The organism is Amycolatopsis keratiniphila subsp. keratiniphila, assembly GCF_001620365.2.
GTDB classification, from domain to species: Bacteria; Actinomycetota; Actinomycetes; order Mycobacteriales; family Pseudonocardiaceae; genus Amycolatopsis; species Amycolatopsis keratiniphila.
In genome coordinates, this window is record NZ_LQMT02000037.1 from 178,232 (window position 1) to 200,729 (window position 22,498).

20 protein-coding genes are annotated in these 22,498 nt (G+C 68.8%); 11 read left to right on the top strand and 9 right to left on the bottom strand.

The genetic code is table 11. The annotated features are described in order from the left end of the window. Positions 1–8: 8 nt before the first annotated feature. Together AVR91_RS34760 and AVR91_RS34765 are read right to left on the bottom strand one after the other, a co-directional pair. On the bottom strand, positions 9–1,274 hold the full coding sequence (locus AVR91_RS34760; protein WP_063272314.1) for an NAD(P)/FAD-dependent oxidoreductase: 1,266 nt from the start codon (positions 1,272–1,274) through the stop codon (positions 9–11). 38 nt (positions 1,275–1,312) lie between these two features. Then, on the bottom strand, positions 1,313–2,701 hold the full coding sequence (locus tag AVR91_RS34765; protein ID WP_063272313.1) for an NAD(P)/FAD-dependent oxidoreductase: 1,389 nt from the start codon (positions 2,699–2,701) through the stop codon (positions 1,313–1,315). A gap of 204 nt (positions 2,702–2,905) precedes the next feature. On the opposite strand from AVR91_RS34765, the gene AVR91_RS34770 reads away from it, so the two are divergent. The 4 genes from AVR91_RS34770 (at position 2,906) to AVR91_RS34785 (ending at position 8,349) form a co-directional block, all read left to right on the top strand. Continuing rightward, the gene (locus AVR91_RS34770; RefSeq protein WP_063272312.1) at positions 2,906–4,300 is read left to right on the top strand and encodes an NAD(P)/FAD-dependent oxidoreductase; all 1,395 of its coding nucleotides are present in this window, start codon (positions 2,906–2,908) and stop codon (positions 4,298–4,300) included. Positions 4,301–4,319: 19 nt separating this feature from the next. Beyond that, positions 4,320–5,705, top strand: coding sequence for an FAD-dependent oxidoreductase (locus AVR91_RS34775; protein WP_063272331.1), 1,386 nt, complete (start codon positions 4,320–4,322; stop codon positions 5,703–5,705). A gap of 155 nt (positions 5,706–5,860) precedes the next feature. Then, positions 5,861–6,835 (top strand): alpha/beta fold hydrolase, encoded by a 975-nt coding sequence (locus AVR91_RS34780; protein ID WP_063272330.1) that lies wholly within the window; start codon positions 5,861–5,863, stop codon positions 6,833–6,835. Positions 6,836–7,398: 563 nt separating this feature from the next. Next, positions 7,399–8,349, top strand: a complete 951-nt coding sequence (locus tag AVR91_RS34785; protein WP_063272311.1) for an NAD-dependent epimerase/dehydratase family protein — start codon at positions 7,399–7,401, stop codon at positions 8,347–8,349. Between the two features lie 143 nt (positions 8,350–8,492). Here AVR91_RS34785 and AVR91_RS34790 read toward each other — a convergent pair whose 3' ends face one another. The 4 genes from AVR91_RS34790 to AVR91_RS34805 all read right to left on the bottom strand — a co-directional run bounded on the left by AVR91_RS34790 (position 8,493) and on the right by AVR91_RS34805 (position 13,775). Continuing rightward, entirely contained in the window at positions 8,493–9,191 is a 699-nt protein-coding gene (locus AVR91_RS34790) for a class I SAM-dependent methyltransferase (protein WP_063272310.1), read from the bottom strand. Continuing rightward, positions 9,188–10,426 (bottom strand): glycosyltransferase, encoded by a 1,239-nt coding sequence (locus AVR91_RS34795; RefSeq protein WP_063272309.1) that lies wholly within the window; start codon positions 10,424–10,426, stop codon positions 9,188–9,190. The genes AVR91_RS34790 and AVR91_RS34795 overlap by 4 nt, the downstream gene beginning before the upstream one ends. A 6-nt stretch (positions 10,427–10,432) precedes the next feature. Further along, positions 10,433–12,433 carry an ArnT family glycosyltransferase gene (locus AVR91_RS34800; protein WP_063272308.1) on the bottom strand — a complete coding sequence of 667 codons (2,001 nt, stop codon included), beginning with the start codon at positions 12,431–12,433 and terminating at the stop codon, positions 10,433–10,435. 154 nt (positions 12,434–12,587) lie between these two features. Further along, on the bottom strand, positions 12,588–13,775 hold the full coding sequence (locus tag AVR91_RS34805; RefSeq protein WP_063272307.1) for a cytochrome P450 family protein: 1,188 nt from the start codon (positions 13,773–13,775) through the stop codon (positions 12,588–12,590). A 246-nt stretch (positions 13,776–14,021) separates the two neighbouring features. Here AVR91_RS34805 and AVR91_RS34810 point away from each other — a divergent pair, with 246 nt between their 5' ends. Then, positions 14,022–14,441 (top strand): enediyne antibiotic chromoprotein, encoded by a 420-nt coding sequence (locus AVR91_RS34810; RefSeq protein ID WP_063272306.1) that lies wholly within the window; start codon positions 14,022–14,024, stop codon positions 14,439–14,441. 216 nt (positions 14,442–14,657) lie between these two features. Here the strand turns inward: AVR91_RS34810 and AVR91_RS34815 are convergent, their stop codons facing one another. The 3 genes from AVR91_RS34815 to AVR91_RS34825 form a co-directional block, all read right to left on the bottom strand. After that, positions 14,658–15,752 carry an LLM class flavin-dependent oxidoreductase gene (locus tag AVR91_RS34815; protein WP_063272305.1) on the bottom strand — a complete coding sequence of 365 codons (1,095 nt, stop codon included), beginning with the start codon at positions 15,750–15,752 and terminating at the stop codon, positions 14,658–14,660. Next, entirely contained in the window at positions 15,749–16,747 is a 999-nt protein-coding gene (locus AVR91_RS34820; protein WP_063272304.1) for an acyl-CoA dehydrogenase family protein, read from the bottom strand. Before AVR91_RS34820 ends, AVR91_RS34815 begins: the two co-directional genes overlap by 4 nt. A gap of 167 nt (positions 16,748–16,914) precedes the next feature. Next, positions 16,915–18,066 carry an acyl-CoA dehydrogenase family protein gene (locus tag AVR91_RS34825; protein WP_063272303.1) on the bottom strand — a complete coding sequence of 384 codons (1,152 nt, stop codon included), beginning with the start codon at positions 18,064–18,066 and terminating at the stop codon, positions 16,915–16,917. 167 nt (positions 18,067–18,233) lie between these two features. On the opposite strand from AVR91_RS34825, the gene AVR91_RS34830 reads away from it, so the two are divergent. Genes AVR91_RS34830 through AVR91_RS34855 form a run of 6 tightly spaced genes read left to right on the top strand, consistent with a single transcriptional unit; the run spans position 18,234 to position 22,498 of the window. After that, positions 18,234–19,373: a steroid 3-ketoacyl-CoA thiolase gene (locus AVR91_RS34830; protein WP_063272302.1), complete on the top strand. Its 1,140-nt coding sequence runs from the start codon at positions 18,234–18,236 to the stop codon at positions 19,371–19,373. 2 nt (positions 19,374–19,375) lie between these two features. Next, entirely contained in the window at positions 19,376–20,587 is a 1,212-nt protein-coding gene (locus tag AVR91_RS34835) for a CaiB/BaiF CoA transferase family protein (protein WP_063272301.1), read from the top strand. 37 nt (positions 20,588–20,624) lie between these two features. Next, positions 20,625–21,365 carry a 3-oxoacyl-[acyl-carrier-protein] reductase gene (gene fabG / locus AVR91_RS34840; protein ID WP_063272300.1) on the top strand — a complete coding sequence of 247 codons (741 nt, stop codon included), beginning with the start codon at positions 20,625–20,627 and terminating at the stop codon, positions 21,363–21,365. Beyond that, entirely contained in the window at positions 21,362–21,748 is a 387-nt protein-coding gene (locus tag AVR91_RS34845) for a hotdog family protein (RefSeq protein ID WP_063272299.1), read from the top strand. Before fabG ends, AVR91_RS34845 begins: the two co-directional genes overlap by 4 nt. Beyond that, the gene (locus AVR91_RS34850; RefSeq protein ID WP_063272298.1) at positions 21,745–22,209 is read left to right on the top strand and encodes a 3-hydroxyacyl-ACP dehydratase FabZ family protein; all 465 of its coding nucleotides are present in this window, start codon (positions 21,745–21,747) and stop codon (positions 22,207–22,209) included. The genes AVR91_RS34845 and AVR91_RS34850 overlap by 4 nt, the downstream gene beginning before the upstream one ends. A gap of 34 nt (positions 22,210–22,243) precedes the next feature. After that, positions 22,244–22,498, top strand: coding sequence for an acyl carrier protein (locus AVR91_RS34855; RefSeq protein ID WP_005155526.1), 255 nt, complete (start codon positions 22,244–22,246; stop codon positions 22,496–22,498).

Sequence of the window (22,498 nt, forward strand, 5' to 3'; positions counted from 1 at the left end):
CCTTCCGCTCAGGGTTCGGTGACGTTCGCGACCAGGTCGTCGAGGTTGATCTTCAACAGCGGGTGCTTGCCCGACAGCCCGGAGATCAGCGTGACGAAGTCGGTGCTGGGGGCGTGGAGCTGCTCCGGGTCGACGATTTCCTGCGCGAGGTCGTAGTAGTACTCCTTGTACTTCGTCCGGTCGTAGAACCGCTCGACGAAGTTGCGGATCTCGTCGAAGAAGGCACGGTAGTTCCCGGCGTACCGGTCGAGCGCCTTCTCCTCGATGGCCGGGTGGTCGAGGATCCGGTTGACCACTTTGGACAGTGAGCTGCCTGCCAGCGTGGCCAGCGCGACGCCGGTCGAGAATAGCGGGTCGACGAACGCGGCCGCGTCACCGACGAGCACCCAGCCGTCGCCGTAGAAGGTTTCGTTGGTGTAGGACCAGTCCCGCGCCGTCCGATACCCGGCGTGCTGCCGGGCGTTGGCCAGCAGCCCCTTGAGCCGGGTGGTCTTGTCCCGCTCGCGTAGGAAGAGCTGCTCCAGCGACTGGTCGTCGGCGTTCGCGAGATCGGACTTGGTCACGTAGCCGACGCTCATCGTGCCCTTGTCGATCGGGATGCCCCAGAACCAGCCGTCGGCGGTGCCTTCGATGAGGATGTTGGTCCACTCGTCGCCGGGAAGCCGGTCGCAGTTGTCGTAGTAGGTCCAGACCGCGACATTGCGGAGCTCGTTGTGCCAGGTGATGTCGCTGAACTTCCGGCCGATCACCCGTGACTGGCCGGACGCGTCGACGACCAGCGAGGCACTGGCCTCGTAGTCGCCTGCCGAGCCACGCAGGGTGAACCGGACGCCGGTGACGCGGCCGGTGTCGGACTGGATCACGTCCTTGACCGTCGTCTCCTCCACGACGTACGCGCCGAGCTCACGGGCGCGGTCGAGGATCAGCGTGTCCAGGTCTGCGCGGCGCGTGTGGTAGGCGTAGGTGCCTTCCGAGGCCTTCATGAACGAGAAGTTCCATGGCACGTCCCGGTTTCCCCACACCAGGCTGCCGCCGTACTTGCGCTCGAAGCCGCGGGCCTCCATGCGGTCGAGCAGGTCCAGCTCCTGCAACGGGCGCATGCCGACCGGGATCAGGGATTCGCCGATGTGGTAGCGGGGAAAGCGTTCGCGTTCGAGGACCAGGACCGTACGCCCCTCCTTCGCGAGGAGACCGGCGCAGGTCGCGCCCGCCGGGCCGCCGCCGATGACGATGACGTCGAACCGCTCGGGCATACCGTGGAGCGTGGCTGACATGAGAAACCCTTCCTGGGCCGATGGAGGAGTGGAGGCGCTCACGCGCGCCGGATGCCGATGTGCGGCTCGTAGCTCAGGTACAGCCCGTTGATCGCCTTTTCGGGCTTCTCCGGAGCCTGCTTGTGCTCGTGGACGCGGTTGAGGTTGTCCAGCGGGTTGTGCTTGCCGCTCTCCTCGCCGAGCAGGTGGCCCTGGATCCGGCGGTAGACCTCTTCGGTGTCCTCGAGGTCGGCGATACCGGTGACGAACCGGTCGAACGCCGCCTGCACGTCCATCCCTTCCCAGTCCTTTTCGGACAGTTGCTGTGCGCGGAAGAAGTGGTGCTCCTTGCCGCGGTAGCTCTCGTAGAAGGTGGACACCAGCACCAGCAGCCGCTCGTAGGCGCGGCGGTAGACGACTTCGTAGAAGTCCCAGGCCTCGCGTTCGCCGATCTCGCCACGGATGACACTGCTGATCGCGGCGGTGCCGATCAGGGCGCTGTAGGTGCCCAGGTGCACACCGGTCGACAACAGCGGGTCGAGGAAGCAGGCGGCGTCGCCGGCGAGCAGGAAACCGGGGCCCTGGAACCGATCGGCCGCGTACGAATAGTCCTGCTCGACCTTGACCTCGGTGACCTGCTCGGCCTCGACGAGCAGCTGCTGTATCGCCGGGCAGTCGCCGATCGCCTTGTGGTACACCGGGTCCACGCCGCCGAGTTCGTTGCGCGCGGCGTTGAAGGAGTCCCTTCCGGTGACCAGCCCGACGCTCATCGTGCCGTCGGGCAGCGGGATCCCCCAGAACCACCCGTCGCCGACCGAGGCGACGGTGATCGCACCGCTCGGCCCGCGGTCGAGCTGCTTCGCGTCCTTCCAGTACGACCAGGCGGCGACGTTGCGGAAGACGTTGTGGAACTTGCGGTTCTTCAGGTACTTGGTGGCCATCACGCCGCCGCGGCCGGAGGCGTCGACGAGGTAGTCGAACTCGATCCGCCCGCTGTTGGCCGGGTTCTTCGCCTCGGCCCAGTGCGCCGCGACGGGGCGGTCGCCGTCGAAGTCGAGCTTCTTCACCGCGATGCCCTCGGTGACGTCGACACCGACCTCGCGCGCGTGGTCGAGGAGGATCTTGTCGAAGTCGGCGCGGATGACCTGCCACGCGCTGGTGCTGCCGTCGCGGCCGTGCGGCCGGAAGCGCACCTCCCATTCCTCGGGACCCCAGAAGTAGTAGGCGCCGCCCTTGGGCTGGAACCCGGCCGCGGCGATCTTGTCCCAGACCCCGAGCCGCTCCAGGATCGGACGGCACGAAGGCAGCAGCGATTCGCCGATGTGATAGCGCGGGAAGTGGTCCCGCTCGAGAAGAGTGACCTCGAAGCCCTCTTTGGCCAGAAGCCCGGCCGCGGTGGAGCCCGCCGGTCCACCGCCGATCACGAGGATCTGGGTCGTTGCGCGCATGACACCTCTCCAACTACGCCGACAGCCGGAATTACCTGCCCGAAGCTAACAACCGCGAATGGAGATCCACTCAAGAACCGGTTGCCCTGTAACGCTTTCCCGAAAAAGCAGTCGAAGAGACGCTGCCGGCCGGAAGGCGGACGACGATTCTTCCCGTGTCGGACTCCGACTGCCCGGCCGAAGACCTAATGGAGGAATCCCGCGATGGGCGAATACCTTGGCGAACGCGCCGTCGTGCTCGGCGGCGGCATGGCCGGCCTGCTGACCGCCCGCGTACTTTCGGAACGCTACCGCTCCGTCGTGATCGTCGAGCGTGACACGATCGTCGGCGTCACCGGAACCCGCCGCGGTGTGCCGCAGGCGCATCACGCGCACGCGCTGCTCGCACGCGGCCAGCAGATCCTCGAAGACCTCTTCCCCGGCCTCCAGGCCGAGCTGACCGCCGACGGCATCCCCAGCGGTGACCTCTCCGGCAGCCTGCGCTGGTACTTCAACGGGAAACGCCTGCAGCAGAAGGAATCCGGCCTGCTCAGCGTGTCCGCGACCCGCCCGGAGCTCGAAGAGCACGTCCGCGGCCGCGTCGTCGCGCTACCGAACGTCGAGGTTCGCGAACGCACGGTGATCCAGTCGCTGGTCGCGACCGGCGACCACGCGCGGGTCACCGGTGTCCGCGTGACCGGTGAGGACGCCGAGCCCGAGACGCTGCTCGCCGACCTCATCGTCGACGCCACCGGCCGCGGCAGCCGTTCGTCGGTGTGGCTGGAGGAACTCGGCTACGAGCGCCCGGCCGAGGAGAAGATCAAGATCGACCTCGCCTACACCTCGCGGCTGTTCGAGCTGGACACCGACCCGTTCGGCGACGACCTGGCGATCAACCCGGTCGCCTCGCCCGCCAACCCGCGTGGCGCGTTCTTCGTGAACCTGCCGGGGAACGTGGCCTTGCTGTCGCAGACCGGACTGCTCGGTGATCACCCGCCGCGCGACGCCAAGGGTTTCCTCGAATTCGCCAAGACACTCGACGCGCCCGAGATCCATCGGGCCGTGCGCAACGCGAAGCCGATCAGCGAGATCGCCAGCTTCAGGGTGCCCGCCAGTGTCCGCCGCCGGTTCGACAAGCTGCGCCGCTTCCCCGAGGGCCTGCTCGTGATCGGGGACGGCGTCTGCGCGTTCAACCCCGTGTACGGCCAGGGCATGACCGTCGCGGCCATGGAGGCCGCGCAACTGGCCACGCATCTCGACGCGGGCGGCGTGCGCCCGCTGCGGTTCTTCAAGGAGATCAGCCCGATCATCGACGTGCCGTGGGACATCTCGGCGGGCGGCGACCTCGCCTTCCCCGGTGTCGAGGGCCCGCGGCCGCTGAAGGTCAAGATGGGCAACGCCTACATGGCGAAGCTGCACTCCGCGGCGACCGTCGACGGCCGGTTCACCGAGGCGTTCTTCCGGGCCGCGGGCCTGGTCGACCCGCCGACCGCGCTGATGCGGCCGAGCCTGGTGGTCGGTGTGCTGCGCACCGCGCGGCGCGTCAAGGCGGCGGCGCCGCTCACCCCCACGGCCACGATCGGTCAGGCACCGCCCGCGTCCGACGACCTCGCGGCCTGAGCACCAAGGAGCCATGGTCATGAACGAACCCGTCGGCAAACGCGCGGTGGTGATCGGCGGCAGCGTCGCCGGCACCCTGGCGGCGAGAGTGCTTTCCGAGTTCTATCGCGAGGTCGTGGTCGTCGACCGCGACGAGGTGCTGGGCGTGGACAAACCACGGCGCGGTACCCCGCACACCTGGCACGCGCACGGACTGCACGCGCGCGGCTACTTCATCCTCGAAGAGCTCTTCCCGAACCTGCTCGGCGAACTGCGGGACTCCGGGATCCCGGTCGGCGATCTGGCGCGGATGAAGTGGTACTTCAACGGGAAGCAGGTGAAACCGGCCGACAGCGGGCTGCCGTCGATCACCGCGCTGCGCCCGGTGCTGGAGCATCATCTGCGCATGCGCACCGCGGCACTGCCGAACGTCACCTACCGCGAACGCACCGACGTCCACGGCCTGCTCGCCACGCGTGCGGGCAACCGGATCGTCGGGGTCCGCGTGCAGGCGCGCGACGGTTCGGCGGAGGAACGGCTCGGCGCGGACCTGGTCGTCGACGCCTCCGGACGCGGTTCGCGGACGCCGGTGTGGCTGGAGGAACTGGGCTTCGAACGGCCGTCCGAGGAACGCGTGAAGATCGGGCTGGCCTACACCACCCGGATGTTCCGCAAACGGCCGGAGATGTTCGACGGCTGGCAGTCGATCAACCCGGTCGCCTCGCCCGAGCATCCGCGGGGCGCGTTCTTCGGGCAAGTGAACGAAAACGAGTGCATCCTTTCGCTCACCGGGATCCTCGGCGACCACCCGCCGACCGACGCGCGCGGCTATCTCGACTACGTGAAGTCGTTGCCCGCACCGGAGATCTACGAAGCGGTGAAGGACGCCCAGCCGTTGATCGAGCCGGTGACGTTCAAATTCCCGGCGAGTTCGCGGCGGCGTTACGAACGGCTCAAGCGGTTCCCGGAACGGCTTTTCGTGCTCGGTGACGCGTTCTGCAGCTTCAACCCGGTGTACGGCCAGGGCATGACGGTCGCGTCGATGGAGGCCATGGCGCTGCGAGCGCATCTTTCGCGACGGTCCGAACCGGACTCGCGGCGGTTCCTGCGCGAGATCGGCAAGGTCGTCGACAACCCGTGGGAGATCTCGACCAGCGGTGACCTCGACTTCCCCGGCGCGGAAGGGAAGCGGACACTGAAGGTCAAGATGGGCAACGCGTACATGGCGAAACTCCAGTACGCGGCGACGATCGATCCGGACGTCACGGCGGCGTTCATGCGGGTGGCCGGGCTGGTCGATCCGCCCACCGCGCTGATGAAACCGGGCCTGATGCTGAAGGTGCTGCGGGCCAGCCGGCGGCGTCCCGCCCCTCGGGCGACGGTGACCGAGCTGCCGCGGGCCGACCGGGAATCGCGCGCCGCCTGAATAACCTCGTGAGCGGTAAGGACGGTTCTAACCGTCCTTACCGCTCACGAGGTTTCTTTTTCTTTCCTCCGCAAACAGCGAGATGCGTCGGCCTGCTCTTCCGGCTGATCATTGAGGTGTCAATGACCATTTCCCTGGCGGTGGGAGAGAAATTCATGCGCAAGTTCAAGAGGGTCATGACCGCGCTGGCCGCGGTCGCGGCGGTGGTACTGCTGGGGGGAACGGCGACGGGGGCGGCGGCGAACACGGGGTGGAGACATTCGGACGCGGCGCTCGCCCGCTCCCTGCCGGGCGGGTTCCAGAGCTCCCACGCCGACGTCAACGGTGTCCGTCTGCATTACGTGGCCGGTGGTTCCGGCAGCCCGGTGGTGCTGCTTCCCGGCTGGCCGCAGACCTGGTGGGCGTTCCACAAGGTGATGCCGGCGCTGGCCGAGCGCCATCGCGTGATCGCCGTCGACCTGCGGGGGATGGGCGGATCGTCGAAACCGCAGTCCGGCTACGACAAGGAGACGCTGGCCGCCGACATCCACGCGCTGCTCGCCAAGCTCGGGTACGCCAAGGCGGATCTGGTCGGCCACGACATCGGCGCGATGGTCGCGCACAGCTATGGGATCAAGTACCCGCAGGCGGTCGGGAAACTGGCGCTGATGGACGTGGTCGCGCCTGACAAGAGCCTCTACCAGTTGCCCCTGCTGCCCAGCGCGCCCGGCCAGTTCTCGCCGTGGTGGTGGACGTTCAACCAGCTGCAAGGCCTGCCGGAACAGCTCGTCTCGGGGCGCTCGCGGTACGTCGTGGACACGATGATCGACCAGCTCTCGGTGGTGCCGTCGGCGGTGGACGACTTCGACCGGAGCGTCTACGCGCGGGCCTACTACACGCGTGAGGCCGTCCGGGCCGGGAACGGCTGGTACCGGACGCTCAACCAGGACATCGCGGCAGGCTCGGCGTACGGGAAGCTGACCATGCCGGTGCTGGGCCTCGCCGGGGAGTTCAACCACCGGTACTTCGTCCAGGTGATGCCGTCGAAGGCGGTGGATCCGCAGGTGGTCAAGATCGCCGGGGCGGGGCATTACCTTTCCGAGGAACAGCCCGCTCAGGTCATCGGCGCGCTGACGAAGTTCCTGGGCTGAGACCGAATGCCACGTGGCTTACGTCGACCTTGGACGGGTCTTGATCGCAAGTGGTGGAGGTCGCCGCAGGTCAAGCGCTCGGTTGCCCTGGCCAACGGGGGGCCACCCATGCCCAAGCGTCCACTGTGGACACATTTCGACGACTACATGTCCGATTAAAGACGAAACAGGCGATTCCATCGAGGGGTCGTGAGTGGTAATGGTCGTTCTAACCCTCATCGCCACTCACGACCCCCTCGGTCAGCTACACAAAGCGCCCAAACCGGACGCCATGATCCGGACTGGCATCCCTTTGTGGACGGTCGCACCCCGGGTCCGCTACCGATCACCTCATCCAGCTTGATCGAATAGGCCGGCAACCGCTGAAGGTCGCCAGTAAAGATCAACTTCAAGCTACGTGGCATTGCGTTCTAGTTCTCATTAGCCCTCACGACCCCCTCGCGCAGCTGTGCAAAGCACTGCCTTTCGGGGCAGTATTGGAGGCGTCCGGGAAGAGCCGCCGATGGGATTCTGCGAAAAGGAAAGTCCTGGAATTCCCAGCCTATCGGGAAAAGGTGGCTAAAATGAAGGTTGGTGTTACCGGTGGCACCGGGTTCATCGGGCGTTACGTCTGCGAGGAGCTCGCCGCACGAGGGCATACGCCGGTCGTGTTCGACCATCGTGGCGAGGGGGACGGCGGGCCGTGGGAGGTCATGCTGGGCGACATCCGCGACGCGACGGCGCTGACCGAGCTCGCCGCGCATTGCGACGGGATCATCCACCTGGCGGCCGTGCTGGGCACCCAGGAGACGATCACCAATCCGCGGCCCGCGGTGGAGACCAACGTCATGGGCGGCCTGAACTTCCTCGAGGCCGTCGCCCAGTACGACCTGCCCGGCGTGTACATCTGCGTCGGCAACCACTGGATGAACAACAGCTATTCGATTTCGAAGACGACGGTCGAGCGGTTCGTCCGCATGTTCAACGCCGACCGCGGCACCCGCGTGAACTGCGTCCGCGCGGTGAACGCCTACGGCCCGCGTCAGAAGGCCGCGCCGCCGTTCGCCGCGGGGAAGGTCCGCAAGATCACCCCGGCGCTGATCTGCCGGGCGCTGTCCGGGATGCCGGTGGAGCTCTACGGCGGCGGACGGCAGATCTCGGACATGGTGTGGGTCGGCGACGTCGCCCGCACCCTGGTGGCCTCCCTGGAGGCCGCCGCCGAGGGGCAGGTGCTGGAGAACACCGTCGAGATCGGGCCCGCCGAGTCGGTCACCATCCGCGAGGTGGCGGAGCTGGTGCTCGACCTGTGCGAGCAGCGCGGTCACTCGCGGGTGGGCATCACCGACCTGCCGATGCGGCCCGGTGAGACACCGAACACGCCGGTCACGGCGGACGTCTCGACCCTGCTCACGGTCGGCATCGAGCCGGATTCCCTTGTCACGCTGGGAGAAGGCATGGCGAAGACGGTGGACTGGTACCTCGAGCACCGCGGTACCGCCTGGGACGTCCCCGGGCCCGGTCTGCGCGCTGCCTGAGCGGTCGCGCCTTTGATGCGAAAGCCACTTTCGCAACGTTGAACGTTGCGAAAGTGGCTTTCGCAACGTCCAGGACCCTGAAGCGCGTGAAGGCCCCCTTCCCTCGGCTCAGCCGAGGGAAGAGGGCCTTCACGCGCAAGCCGTCAGGGCTTGTGCGCCTTCAGGATCAGAGAGACACCGCGCCGCGAGCGAATCGGCAGGTAACGCTCGGCCGTGACGATCGCGGTCAGGGCCCGGTTGACCAGCCAGGGCGTGTGCTCGTTGAGTTCGTTGCCGCGCGCCGTGCGCCGCCGCAACGCCACCACCGGCCGCAGCAGGACGTTCCAGCTCCACAGCTCCTCGACGACGAAGCCGGCGTCCTCCATGACCTTCCGCAGCGAAGCCCGGTCGTACCGCCGCACGTGGTGCACCGCGACGTCGTGCGCCGACCACAGGTCCATTCCGGACGGGACGCTGATCAGCGCGGAGCCGCCGGGCCGCAGCACCCGGAACAGCTCCGCGGCGGCCTGATCGTCCTCCTGGATGTGTTCGAGGATCTCGAACGCCACCACCAGATCGAACGACGAGGACGGCAGCGGCAGGTCACGGGCGTCGGCGTGGATCGCGTCGAGACCGCGTGAGCGCGCGATCTCGACGGCGTTCTCGTCGTAGTCCGTGGCGACGACGTCCCAGCCGCGCGAGCGCAGCACCCGCGTGTTGCCGCCGCCCGCCGCGCCGATGTCGAGCGCGCGGCCGGGCGGCCCGAGCCGCTTCAGTTCGTCGGCGAGCAGGTGCCGCTTTTCCCGGAACCACCAGTGGCGGTCCTCCATCTCGGTGATCCGGGCGACGTCCTCCGTCTTCACCGGCTCTCCTTCCGATGCCGGGCGAAGACCCAGCGGTCGAGGGCCACGAACCGCAGCAGCGTCATCAGCCCGTAGGCGACGATGAGCACGAACAACTCCACGACCGGCCCCGAGCCGGGGGCGATCAGATGCAGCCCGGTCACGGCCAGCGTGGTCAGCAGATACGTGGTGGCGAACAGGATCGCGGCCCGGGTGTGCAGGCCGAGCCGGTGCCCGCCGCCACGGTTGAACGTCCAGCGCCGGTTCGCCTCGGTGTTGGCCACCCCGACGAGCACCAGCGCGACCAGGTTCGCCCCCGCCGACGTCAGCGGGACACGCAACGGGAGATACAGAAGCGTGTACAGCACTGTCGAGATCACGCCGATCACCGCGAACCCGAGGAACTTCGCCAGGGTCGCGGCCCGCGGCTCGGCCAGCACGGCGTCCGGATGGGTGGCGCGCAACTGCGGGATCTCCGGCACGTCCACCCGTCCTTTCCCGGCGGCGATCGCCCGGCCCACGCGGACCAGGCCCTTCAGGTTCCCCATCGCGGTCTGGGTGACCTTGACCCGCGAATCGACGTCCTCGACCCAGTCCAGCGGCACCTCGTGCACCCGCAGGCCGTTGTGCTCGGCCAGCATCAGCATCTCGGTGTCGAAGAACCAGTGGTCGTCCTCGACCGCCTCCAGCAGCCCGGCGACCGCGTCGCGCCGGGCCGCCTTGAAGCCGGCGGACGTGTCGGTGCTGCGCAGCCCGAACACATGCCGCGTGATCGCGTTGTAGGTACGGGACACGATCTCGCGTTTGAGGCTGCGGCGGATCCGCGAGCCGCGGCCGAGCCGGGTCCCGATGGTGATCTCGCAGTGCCCGCTGACCAGCGGTGCGATCAGGGGGAGCAGGCTCTCCAAACCGGTCGAGAGATCGACGTCCATGTACGCGACGATGTCGGCGGTACTCGACCCCCACGTCGCCTTGATCGCCGCGCCCCGGCCGCGGACCGGGATCCGCCGCGCGGAGATACGCGGATTGCGCTCGGCCAGTTCGGTGGCGATCTCCCAGGTCCGGTCGGTACTGCCGTTGTCGGCGATGGTGATCGACCAGGGGAACGGGAAATCGTCGCCGAGGTACGCGCTCAGCGTGGTGATGCAGCCCAGCAGGGCGCGTTCCTCGTTGAGCACCGGGATCACGATCTCGACGGTCGCCGTCGTGCGGCTTCCCGGAACGACGCGGGGTGCCGCGGTGAGTTCAGCCGTCATGGGGCATCACGCTCCCGGCTTGCAGTCGAACAGGGCGGAGGTGAAGCCCATCCACGGGTTGGCGGTGTAGGCGGGCGGCGGGATCCGCACGCAGTTGCGCACCACCCAGTCCTTGCGCGCCAGCGCGGTCGGGCTGTCGTAAGCGAACCCGCCGAACAGGACGTACCTCAGCTGTCCACTGTGGATGGCGTCGGCGAGGCCGTCGGCGGTCGGCATCGGCATGGTGCCGACGAAACCGCCCATCGGCATCACGGACAGGCCCGCCCGAATGTAGGGCGAGGCACCGGTGCCGCCGACCGTCGCCAGATCGAAACGCTCGCCGCGCTTGTTGGCCTTGAGGAAGCCGAGAAGCTTCGGGTCGGCGTCGGACGGCATCATCTGGAACATGATCGGCGGGGGCAGCGGCATGGCCTGTCCGCCTGCCGCGCCGGGCTTCGGGCCGCCCGCCATCAGCTTGGTCAGGTCGATGCCGGTCGAGAGCGCGTTCGGGTTCGGTCCCGCGAGGGGATTGAAGTTCTGGAACATCGCCGTGCGCGGATCCGTCGGCGGCTGGAAGGTGGGCGCCGCCCAGGCGACCGGCCCGGCCAGCAGCGCGACCCCGGCGACGGCGCCGGTCACGACCGCGAACTTCCCGGTGCGGCGCACGAGCACCAGCACCGCGGCGGCGACGGCGGCGATCGCGACGACGGGACGCAGCCACGGCACGTAGTCGCTGGAGCGGCTCATCAGCACGAACGCCCAGGCACCGGTGGCGAGCAGGCCGACCGGCAGGGCCCACGCGAAGCGGCGATCCGTCCAGGCGAGATGCAGGCCTGCCGCGGCGATCGCGGCGATGGCGGGCGCCAGGATGCTCGTGTAGTACGGGTGGATGCTCTGCGAGAAGCTGAGCGCACCGGCGAAGAGGACGAGCCAGCCACCCCACAGCAGCCAGCCCGCGCGCGCCTTGTCGGTGCGCGGCGCGCGGCCCGCGGCGACCAGGCCGACGACCAGCAGCAGCACGGCCAGCGGCAGCAGCCACGAGATCTGGCCGCCGATCAGGTCGTTGAACAGCCGGAAGACGCCGGTGTCGCCGCCCTGGTCGACCGGCGTGACCTTGCCGTCGGGCAGGACGGGCAGCTCGGCCGACTTCCCGGCCTTCGCGGCGTCCGCACGGTCGAAGAGGTTGTAGGACCAGACCATCTGCCACACCGAGTTCGAAGTGCTGCCGTCCATGTACGGGCGGGAACCCGCGGGGGTCAGCCCGACGATCAGCATCCAGATCGACGACACCGCGGCGGTGACCGCTCCGGCGCCGAGCAGGTGCAGCACCCGCCGTCCCGGCGAGGCCGGCGCGGCGACGAGGTAGACGATCCCGAGCACCGGGAGGATGGCCAGTGCCATGGCGAGCTTGATGTGGAAGCCGACGCCGACGAGTGCGGCGGTGAGCAGCAGCCAGCGCGGGGACGCCTTTTCCAGCGCGCGCCAGAAGGCGTAGGTCGCGACGAGCAGCGTCAGGATCAGCGTCGAGTCGGGCAGGTTGACCCGGGTGCCCGCGACCGTGATCGGGGTCGCGGCGAGCAGCACCGCGGCCAGCGCGGCGGGCGCGTGCCCGGCCCAGCGGCGCACGAGCACGAACAGCACGTACACCGAGAGGGCCCCGGCGATGACGCCGGGCAGCAGCAGCGCCCAGGTCTCGTAACCGAAGACACGGACGGAAAGCGCCTGGAGCCAGAGCGCGCCGGGTGCCTTGTCGACACTCATGAACCCGGCGGGATCGTAGGCCCCGTAAAGGAAGTTGTGCCAGTTCGCGGACATGCTGCGCACCGCGGCGGCGTACGCGTAGTGCGCGGCGTTCCCGCCGATACCCCACCCGTAGGCGACGCCGGCGACGAGCGCGCTCAGGACGGCGATGCGCTTGGCGGCCAGTGCCGACAGCCCCGTCTTGGTCTTCTTCTTCGGCGTCCGCGCGGGCGGGGTGGCGCCCCGTGGCGGGGCGCTCGTGACCGGGGTGCCTAGGTCTTGGGACACGTTCTACTCCCTTCCCAGGAATAGGAGATGACGCGGCTCACGGACGTGAGATACGCACCGCGAATTCGTGATCGTCTCAAAAAGTGTCGCACCACGGTTTCGCGCGCGTCTTATCCCAGCCTGCTGGTTTACCTGTCCGGTCCTTTGAGGACGGTCATCGGCGAAGGCGGACGGGAAGGGATTCGAGTCCGTGCATCACCATGCTGACGCGCCAGCGGAGACTCTCGGCGGGTACGGCCGCGCGCAGTTCCGGGAATCGAGTGAGCAGGGCCGAGAGCGCGATACCGCCTTCGAGCCGGGCCATCGGCGCGCCGAGGCAGTGGTGGATGCCGTGTCCGAACGCGAGCTGCGGATTGTCCGCGCGGTCGAGTTCCAAGGCGTCCGCGCCGGGGAAACGGGCGGGGTCGCGGTTGGCCGCCAGCAGCGACACGATGACCAGCGAACCGGCCGGGATCGTCACACCGCCGAGCTCGATTTCCTCGTTGGCGTAACGCATCGCCGCGTGCACAGGGCTCTCGTAACGCAGGAATTCCTCGACCGCGGCGGGCATCCCGTCCGGGTTCGCGCGCAACGCGGCGAGCTGTGCCGGGTTCTCGAGCAGGGCGAGGGTGGCGTTGCCGATGAGGTGGACGGTGGTCTCGTGCCCGGCGATGAGCAGGAGGAAGACCATAGACGTCAGCTCGTGTTCGGTGAGCCGGTCTTCGCCGTCGTGCACCGTGACGAGCGCCGAAAGCAGGTCGGTGCCGGGGTTCGCGCGTTTCTCGGCGAGGAGTTTCCTGACATAGCGCAGCATTTCGGCGGCGGCCGCGTCGAGTTCGTCGACGGGCAGCGCGCTGGCGGTGAGGATCTCGGTCCAGCCGTGGAAGGCGCCCGCCTCATCTTCTGGCACGCCGAGCATCTCCGTGAGGATGCGGATCGGCAGCGGAAGGGCGAGTGCCTTGATCAGGTCGACCTCGTCGAAATCGGCGACGGCGTCGAGGAGTTCGGCCGTGATGGCCTCGATTCTGGGGCGCAGCTGGGCGATCCGGCGCACGGTGAACGCGGCGGACACCAGCTTCCTGAGCCTGGTGTGGTCCGGCGGATCGAGGTTCAGCATATGCGTGTTCATGCCGAGCCGGACGTCCTCGGACAGCCCGCGCCGGTCGCCGACGGCGCCCGTGCGCCCGCTCAGCCCGGGATGCGCGAGCGCCTGGCGGACCTCGGCGTAGCCGCTCACCAGCCAGCCGGCGGTGCCGGAGGAGAGGGTGATCCCGCGGACCGGGCCGCTTTCGCGCAATGCGGCGTAGGCGGCGTGCCTTTCTGGCGCGCCCCCGAACAGGAAATCGGAGCTGGAAGAGGTCACCGAATCAGGTTCCCGTGCGCGCCGCCGTGCCTTCTTCTCCTGACTTGCCCGCCACTTATGAATAACGCACGAAGCGCGCGAGTTTATTGCACCTTTTTTCTTACGGCCTACTCGAAAACTGCTCGAAGAAATGATTGACGATCTACGTCCGGTGATCGTAACGTTGTTACCAGGACGCCGGGGGGCAACGGAACCCGCGCCTGGTGAAGTCGGAAAATTCCCAGCAATGAATCGGAGTTGATTACTGTGTCCGCAAAGCTTGCCGCCAAGTTCGCCGGTTCCGCCATCGCCGCCCTCGGCCTGATGGCCGTCGTCGCGCCGGGTGCCTCGGCCGCCGCGGCCGTGACGGTCACGCCGTCGTCGGGGCTCTCGGACGGTGCGGTGGTCCAGGTGACCGGAACCGGGCTGACGCCGGGCACGACCTATCGTGTCGGCGAATGCGCCCAGGACGCGTCGGGCCAGTTCCCTTGCAGCCCTTCGCAGCAGTCGCTGGTCGCTGACGCGGCCGGCAAGATCTCGGCCTCGGTCACCGTGCAGAAGAACTTCAACGGCGTGCTGCCCGACGGCAGCAGCTACGGCGCGGTGGACTGCACGGCCATCACCTGCGTCGTCGGCCTCGGTGACGCCGCCGGCAACGGCGGCGGCGTGATCATCAGCTTCAGCTGACGCTGACGCTGACGCGAAAGCGGCGATGAAGGAATTGGGACGTCGCGTGTCCCAATTCCTTCATCGCCGGGTAAGCCTACTTCAGATGTCGCAATCGCGGAACTCGCGTGTTTCCCGCTGGAACTCGCGTGATTGGAGACGGAACACACGAGTTCCGCCGCCAATCACGCGAGTTCCGGCTTCAATCACGCGAATCACGCCGACGAGCACGGAACCTCAGAGCGTTTCCGCCAGCAGCCCTCGCTTACGCAGTAGCGGCATGACGCCTTCCCCGAAGGTATATGCCTCTTCGAGATGCGGCTGAGCGGAAAGGATCAGGTGATCCAGGCCGAGCGCGTGGTACTCCTCGATCCGCTCGGCCACTTCCTCGTGGCTGCCCACCAGCGCCGTGCCGACGCCGGGGCGCACCAGACCGTAGCCCGCCCAGACGTTGGGGTGGATCTCCAGCGAGTCGGTGCGGCCGGCGTGCAGGGCCGCCATCCGCCGCTGGCCCTCGGATTCGGTGGCGGCGAAGCGTTCCTGCGCCTGCCGGATCCGGGCCGGGTCCATCCCGGCGAGCAGCTGGTCGGCCACCTTCCAGGCTTCGGCGGAGGTGTCGCGGCTGATCACGTGGAATCGCGTGCCGAAGCGCAGCGAACGTCCCAGTGCTTCCGCGCGTTCCCGCGACCGGGCGAGGTGCGAGGCCATCGCCGACGGAGTTTCGCCCCACATCAGCAGCACGTCCGCCTGCACGGCCGCGACCTCCAGCGCGGCCGACGAAGAACCGCCGAGGAACAGGGTCGGCCGCACCGGATGCGGCCGCGCGACCATCCCGGCCTTCAACGTGTAATGCGTGCCCGAGAAGTCGAATCGCGAACCCGGCCAAGCCTGCCGGAAGACGTCCATGAACTCGCCGGTGCGCGCGTACCGCTGGTCGTGGTCGAGCCAGTCGCCGTAGCGGCGTTGCTCGTCGGGGTCCCCGCCGGTCACGATGTTCAGCAGCAGCCGCGAATCGGAGACGCGCTGGAAGGTCGCCGCGGTCTGCGCGGCCAGCAGCGGCGAGATGAACCCCGGGCGCAGCGCGATCATGAACTTCACCGACCGCGTCGCACCCACGAGCGCCGAGGCGACGACCCACGGGTCCTCGCAGAACAATCCGAACGGCGTGAGCATCCCGGTGAACCCGAACCGGTCCGCGGCGAGCGCGACCTGCGTCAGGTATTCGAGGTCCGGCTCGCGGCGGGCGCCGGGGGCCGCGACGCCGTCGGCGGTCTTCGCGATCTCCCGTCCGTCGCCGTGTGACGGCAGGAACCAGTGCAGTTGCAGGCTCATGAGTGCTCTCCGAACAGTGAGTGCGCGATCGCTTCCAAACCTCCCGAGGCGAGTTCCGCCTCCAGCCACAGCGCGCGCCGGAACCAGCGGTGCAGCGGGAACTCCCAGGTGACGCCCATTCCGCCGCAGACCTGGATCGCCGTCTCGCAGACGGAGACCGCAGCGCGGCTCGCGGCGTGGGCGGCGCACGCGACCGCCTCGGTGCTGGGGGTGACAGCGGCGCGGTAGGCCAGCGAACGCGCGAGCTCGACCTCGGCGTAACCGTCGGCGAGCTGCTGGCTCACCGCCTGGAACGACCCGATGGGGCGATCGAACTGCGACCGCGTCTTCGCGTGGTCGACGGCGATCGCCAGCGCCCGGTCGGCGACGCCGATGGCCTCACCCGCGAGCAGCGTGGTCGCCCGGCTCCGGATCGCGGCGAGCAGCGGCGTGGCGGCAGCCGGCCCGGCCAGCAGCCTGCCCGCGGCACCGGCCAGCGCGACGTCCGACGTCGCCCGGAGCGGATCGACGCCGTCGCGCGCGGAAACCGAAACAGCAGCGGGGTCGACGCCGAACAGTGCCACCCCGGCCGGAGTGCGAGCCGCGACCACGAGCTCGGCGGCGACGTCGGCGTGCAGGACGGCCTGCACCGCGCCGTCCAGCCGCCAGCCGTCGTCGCGGCGGGTCGCGCGGCAGGTACCGGAGCCGTCGGCGAGCGTCGCCGGGCCGGGGAGTCCGACTCCCGCGGCGCGGTACACCGGCAAGGTGAGCCCGGCCGTGGCGAACCAGGGCACCGGATGCAGGACGCGCCCGCCTTCCTCGGCCAGCAGGACGAGTTCGGCCAGGCCGAGGTCCGGATCCAGCCAGCCCTGCCGGACCAGCTCCGGCCAGGCGGCGAGATCCTGCCCGCCCTCGTCGGCCAGCGACGCGATCCGCTCGAAGCCGTACGTGTCCTCGAGGTAGGTGCGGGCAGCGGCCTTGAGCCCGGTTTGATCCTCGGTCAACGCGAAGTCCATCGGTCGCCCCTCCCTGTATCGGTGAACCCGCGTCCGCGATCGACGTCGGCAGGGCGCGGCTCGGTCTTCCACCTCACGAGGTGCCACCGCGATAGCGGGGTCTTCGGCCGGGCGGGTTCACGCGTTTGGTCACTTCTCTCGTCCATCTTCAGCTCCGCCAACTGGCTCTAACGTGATTTCGGCAGGCCCAGGACCCGCTCCGCGACGATGACGCGAAGGATCTCCGACGTCCCGCCCTCGATGCTGTTGGCCCGGCTGCGCAACCGCTGGTGCTGCCAATAGCCGCCCCAGAAGGCGTCGGTCCTGTCGGCCGCCGCGCCCGCGCCGAGCAGCCGCAGCGCGAGCGCGCTCACCCGCTGGTTCGCCTGCGACCAGCGCAGTTTCAGGATCGAGCTCTCCGGTCCCGGTTCGCCGGTCCGTTCCATCGCGGCCAGCGCGCGGTAGCCGGTGAACCGCAGGCCCTGCAGGTCGACGTACAGCTCGGCGATCTCGGCACGGACGCCGGGGTCGGCGCCGCAAGCCTTGGCGGTCTTGACCAGCCTGTCGAGCTGCACGGACAGCCGTGCGGTGAGGGTGATGCCGAACGTGCCGCGTTCGTGCGCGAGCGTGGTCAGCGCGACCCGCCAGCCCTGTCCTGGCTCGCCGAGTACGCAGTGGTCGGGGATTTCCACGCCGCTCAACAGGATCTGGTTGAAGTCGGTGTCGCCGGAAAGCTGACGCAGCGGCCGCACCTCGACGCCGGGTGCGCGCATGTCGAGCAGGAAACAGGTCAGGCCGCGGTGTTTGGCCGCGTCCGGATCGGTGCGGGCGAGCAGCAGGCAGTGATCGGCCAAATGGGCGTAGGAGGACCAGACCTTTTCACCGTCGACGACGTAGCCGCCCTCGACTCGGCGGGCCCGGGTGCGCACCGAGGCGAGATCCGAGCCGGCGTCCGGCTCGGAGAAGCCCTGGCAGAAGATCGTTTCCCCGGAAAGGACCCGGGGGAGGTGCTCGGCCTTCTGCGCGTCCGTTCCATAGTGGACGATCGCGGGACCGACCATGCCGAGCCCGATCACCCCGGCGTGGTCCGGAGCCTCGGCCATCGCGCTCTCCTCGGCGTAGATGGCTTGGTACGACGGGGAAAGGCCGCGTCCGCCGTGTTCGGCGGGCCAGGTCAGACCGGCGTATCCGGCCGCGTGCAACGCCTTGCTCCAGGCGCGCAGTTCGTCGGCGGACCACGCGCGCGGCGCGCTCGGCGTGGCTTCGGGTAACTGTTCGGCGAGCCAGGCTTTCAGGCCCGCCCGGAATGCCGCTTGATCTTCGCTGTCGTCCAGCCGCATGTACGCACCATAGCCAGCGCCGATGATCGTGAGGGGGTGCGCGAACCATTCCCGCAACTACGGAGAACCCCCGGTCGGCACCGCAATCCGAGAGACGTTCCTCCGTCGTGGGCCGCACCACGATGGGGAAGCCGGGCACCGCGTCCGGTGGAGAGGCAGGTACCCGCGTGGCCGCGCTGAACGACCGGACCCCGGTCATCGTCTCCGCCGTCCGCACCCCGCTCGGCAAACGCGGCGGGGTGCTCGCCGGGCTCAAGGCCGTCGAGCTGATGCGGCACGTCCAGCTGGAGGTCATCGCCCGCGCCGGCATCGAACCCGGCGACGTCGAGCAGATCATCGGCGGCTGCGTGACCCAGTCCGGCGAGCAGAGCCTTAATGTCACCCGTAATGCCTGGCTCAACTCCGGGCACGACCCGGCCGTCGGTTGCTCCACAGTGGACGTTTCCTGTGGCTCGGCCCAGCAGGCCAACCACCTGATCTCCGCGCTGATCGCCGCGGACGCCATCGACACCGGGATCGCCTGCGGCGTCGAGTCGATGAGCCGGGTGCCGATCGGGACGAACCTCTATCAGGGGCCCGGGCACTACAAGACTTCCGACTACCCGTGGGAAGACCCGCCGAAGGCGCAGTTCGGCGGTGCCGAGCGGATCGCCGCGCGGGAGGGCATCGGGCGCGCGGACGCCGACGACTACGGCCTCCTTTCCCAGCAGCGGGCGGCGCGAGCGTGGGAAGAAGGCAGGTTCGATCGCGAGGTCTCCCCAGTCGGTTCGGTCACCCGCGACGAAGGCGTCCGCGACACCACGCTCGAAGGGCTCGCCGCGTTGCGCCCCAACGTCGAGGGCGCCGTCCACACCGCCGGATCGACTTCGCAGATCTCCGATGGCGCTGCCGCCATCCTTTGGATGTCGTACGGGAAGGCCCGCGCACTGGGCCTGACCCCGAGGGCGCGGCTGGTCGGCCAGGTCGTCACCGGCGCCGATCCGTACTACCTGCTCGACGGGCCCGTGGTCGCCACCGAACGGGTACTGCGCAAGACCGGGCGCCGACTGTCCGATGTGGACATCTGCGAGGTCAACGAGGCGTTCGCCGGGGTGGTGCTGAACTGGGCCAAGGCGCACGGCGCGGACATCGACCGCGTCAACGTCAACGGCGGCGCCATCGCGCTCGGCCACCCCCTCGGCGCGACCGGGACCCGGCTGCTGGTGACGGCGCTGCACGAACTCGAACGCACCGACACCTCGACCGCGCTGATCACCATGTGCTGCGGCGGTTCGCTCGGCACCGCCTCACTGCTGGAAAGGCTTTGACCATGCGCGAAGAAGACTTCTTCCGCCGGGCGCGCGCCGGTTCGGTCGGTCCGCTGGAAGGCGTGCGCGTCCTGGACGTGACGAAGGTCTGGTCCGGCCCGCTCGCCACCTGTGTCATGGCGGACATGGGGGCAGACGTCGTCCGCATCGAGCTCGCCGACGGCCACGACGGTGAGGTGCCGCCGAACATCCCCGGCACCGGCCTGTCGTGGTTCCGGGAAACCGTGCACCGCAACAAACGCAGCGCGGGGCTGGATCTGCGTGACGACGTCGACCACGCCCGGTTCCTGGAACTGGTGGCGTACGCGGACATCGTGGTCGAGAACTACAAGCCCGGCACGCTCGACGGCTGGGGAGCCGGATACGAGGCCTGCCGCGCGGTACGCGAGGACATCGTTTTCGTGTCGGTTTCCGGCTTCGGCCAGTACGGCCCGAAGTCGCATCTGCCGGCCTACGATCCCGCGATACAGGCCGCGGCCGGCTGGATGTCGCTCAACGGTCTGCCGGAAGGCCCGCCGGTGCGCGCGCCGACGTTCCTCGCCGACGAACTGGCCGGCCTGCACGCGGCGATCGGCGGCCTCGCCGCGCTGGCGCACCGAAACAGGACCGGTGAGGGACAGCACGTCGACGTGTCCATGGTGGACTGTCTGCTCGCCAGCAGCAGCGGCTTGCCGACGCTCGCCGCGACGGGTGCACCGCCACAGCGGTTCGGCAACGAGACGGACTTCGTCGTCCCGGCCAACGTCTACGCGTGTGCCGACGGCCATTTGTACCTCGCCGTCGCGATCAACCGGCATTGGCGCGCGCTCGCCGAGATCATCGGCAGACCGGAGCTCGGCCGCGCGGAGGGGTTCGGCACGGCGCCCGAACGGCTGGCCAACCGGGACGCGGTCAACGCGATCGTCGCGGGCTGGTGCGCGGGGCGTCCGCTGGCCGAGGCGCTCGAAGTGCTGAACGGACGCGGCCTGGTCGCGGCGCCGGTCCGCACGCTCACCGAAGCCGTCGCCGACGAGCACGTCAAGGCGCGGGCGATGTTGCAGGAAACCGTGCTGAGCAACGGATCCGTCGCGCCGATCGTCGGGCCCGCGGTGAAGTTCTCCCGTACGCCGACGAAGGTCCGTCGTGGTGCGCCGCGGCCGGGCGCGGATACCGAAGAAGTGCTTTCGGAGCTCGCGGCAAACGATGAGAAGAATAGTTTGCGCCGCGCTTCATAAAATGAAAACAAAGTGTGCTGGAAAACGAGGAGGCGTCGTGGCGGAGCACCACCGGGCCCTGATCACCGGGGCTTCACGAGGGATCGGCCGGGCCGTGGCGCTGCGGCTGGCCCAGGAGGGCTACGCCGTCGCCGGCTGTTTTTCGAAAGCGAGCGCGGCGTCGGCGGAAACCGAAGAGGACATCACCGCGATCGGAGTTCCTTCCTATTTCGCGGAATGCGATGTCACCGATTCCGAAGCCGTCGAGCGATTCGTGAAGGACGCCGAAGAGAAGCTCGGCACGATCGATCTGCTGGTCAACAACGCCGGTATCACCAAGGACAGCCCGCTGGTGCTCGCCAACGCCGAGGACTGGCACGCGGTACTCGACACGAACCTCACCGGAACCTGGAACTTCTGCCGTGCCATGGCCTTCCGGTTCATGAAGAACCGCGGCGGCGTCGTGGTCAACATGTCCTCCGTCGCCGGCGTCTACGGCCACGCGGGCCAGACCGCCTACTCCGCCAGCAAGGCCGGGATCATCGGCTTCAGCAAATCGCTGGCCAAGGAGGTCGCCGGGCACGGCGTCCGGGTCAACGTCGTCGCGCCGGGCTTCATCGAGACGGACATGACCGGCGCCCTCGGCGACAAGCAGCGCGCCAAGGCGCTGACCCAGATCCCGGTCAAGCGGTTCGGTACCGGGGAGGACGTCGCCGAACTGGTCGCGTTCCTGGTCTCCGACCGCGCCTCCTACATCACCGGACAGGTGCTGCAGGTCGACGGGGGGATCACGCTGTGACCGGGCTTCCCGACTACGCCGCGCCGTTGCGGGCGGTCGATCTGCTGGACGTCCGTGCGTGCGGGGACGACCTCGAACTGGTCGCCCAGATCACCGTGGACGGCAAGGAACCCAACCTGCGCGGGCATTTCCCCGGCCAGGCCGTGTACCCCGGCATCTTCGTCATCGAGACGCTGGAACAGGCGATGCGCGAGGCCGCGAACGCCCGGCTGCGCACCGTCCGGTCCGTCCGCTTCCTCGCCCCGGTGCTCGACGGCGACCGCATGGTCCTCACGGCCATCGCGAAGCGCACCGAGGACGGCTGGGACGTCACCGGGAAGGCCGCGCTCGGCGAGACGACGACGGCGAAGATCCGGGCCACCTTCGAAAAGGAGGCGGAATGACCGAGCACCACGACATCCGGGTCCTGCTCCCGCAGCGGTATCCGCTGCTGCTGGTGGACCGCGTGCTGGAGCTGGTCCCCGGCGAGTCGATCGTGACGATCAAGGCGGTCACCGGCACCGAGCCGTGCTACGCGGGGATTCCCGACGGCGCGCCGGCGAGCCGGTACGACTACCCGAAGTCGCTGATGATCGAGTCGTTCGGGCAGAGCGCCGCGCTGCTCTGGCTCGACGGCCGTGCGCCGGTCGAGGACGACGACACGACGTTGATGTTCATCGGTGCCCGTGACTATCGGTTCACGGGTGCCGCCCGCCCTGGTGACGTGCTCCGCCACGAGGTCCGCCTGGAGTCGGTGCTGGCCGACACGGCCTTCGCCACCGGCCGGACCTGGGCCGGGGATCGGCTGATCGCCACCGTCACCACCCTGACCGCGACGCGGCGCCCTGTGCGGGCCGCGGCGTGAGAACCGCACGGGACAACGAAACCGGAGGATCGTCATGACGCAGACCGACACCCAGCTCGAGGAGCTCCGCGAGCTGGTCGCCGAGGTGCTCGAGCTCGAGCCCGAGGAACTCGAGGACAACGGGGACTTCATCGACGACTACGAGGCCGACTCCCTGCGCGCCATCGAGATCCTCGCCCGGATCGACAAGCAGTACAAGATCGAGATCCCGCAGGCCGAACTGCCCGAGCTGCGCACGCTCAAGGCGGTCAACGACGCCCTGATCCGGCACTCCGTCAAGAAGGGATGA

What these genes read in the sequence shown, in the direction of transcription:
- AVR91_RS34760 (WP_063272314.1), bottom strand. Translation starts at nt 1,274, where the DNA reads ATGTCAGCCACGCTCCACGGTATGCCCGAGCGGTTCGACGTCATCGTC.
- AVR91_RS34765 (WP_063272313.1), bottom strand. Translation starts at nt 2,701, where the DNA reads ATGCGCGCAACGACCCAGATCCTCGTGATCGGCGGTGGACCGGCGGGC.
- AVR91_RS34770 (WP_063272312.1), top strand. Translation starts at nt 2,906, where the DNA reads ATGGGCGAATACCTTGGCGAACGCGCCGTCGTGCTCGGCGGCGGCATG.
- AVR91_RS34775 (WP_063272331.1), top strand. Translation starts at nt 4,320, where the DNA reads ATGAACGAACCCGTCGGCAAACGCGCGGTGGTGATCGGCGGCAGCGTC.
- AVR91_RS34780 (WP_063272330.1), top strand. Translation starts at nt 5,861, where the DNA reads ATGCGCAAGTTCAAGAGGGTCATGACCGCGCTGGCCGCGGTCGCGGCG.
- AVR91_RS34785 (WP_063272311.1), top strand. Translation starts at nt 7,399, where the DNA reads ATGAAGGTTGGTGTTACCGGTGGCACCGGGTTCATCGGGCGTTACGTC.
- AVR91_RS34795 (WP_063272309.1), bottom strand. Translation starts at nt 10,426, where the DNA reads ATGACGGCTGAACTCACCGCGGCACCCCGCGTCGTTCCGGGAAGCCGC.
- AVR91_RS34815 (WP_063272305.1), bottom strand. Translation starts at nt 15,752, where the DNA reads ATGAGCCTGCAACTGCACTGGTTCCTGCCGTCACACGGCGACGGACGG.
- AVR91_RS34820 (WP_063272304.1), bottom strand. Translation starts at nt 16,747, where the DNA reads ATGGACTTCGCGTTGACCGAGGATCAAACCGGGCTCAAGGCCGCTGCC.
- AVR91_RS34825 (WP_063272303.1), bottom strand. Translation starts at nt 18,066, where the DNA reads ATGCGGCTGGACGACAGCGAAGATCAAGCGGCATTCCGGGCGGGCCTG.
- AVR91_RS34835 (WP_063272301.1), top strand. Translation starts at nt 19,376, where the DNA reads ATGCGCGAAGAAGACTTCTTCCGCCGGGCGCGCGCCGGTTCGGTCGGT.
- AVR91_RS34850 (WP_063272298.1), top strand. Translation starts at nt 21,745, where the DNA reads ATGACCGAGCACCACGACATCCGGGTCCTGCTCCCGCAGCGGTATCCG.
- AVR91_RS34855 (WP_005155526.1), top strand. Translation starts at nt 22,244, where the DNA reads ATGACGCAGACCGACACCCAGCTCGAGGAGCTCCGCGAGCTGGTCGCC.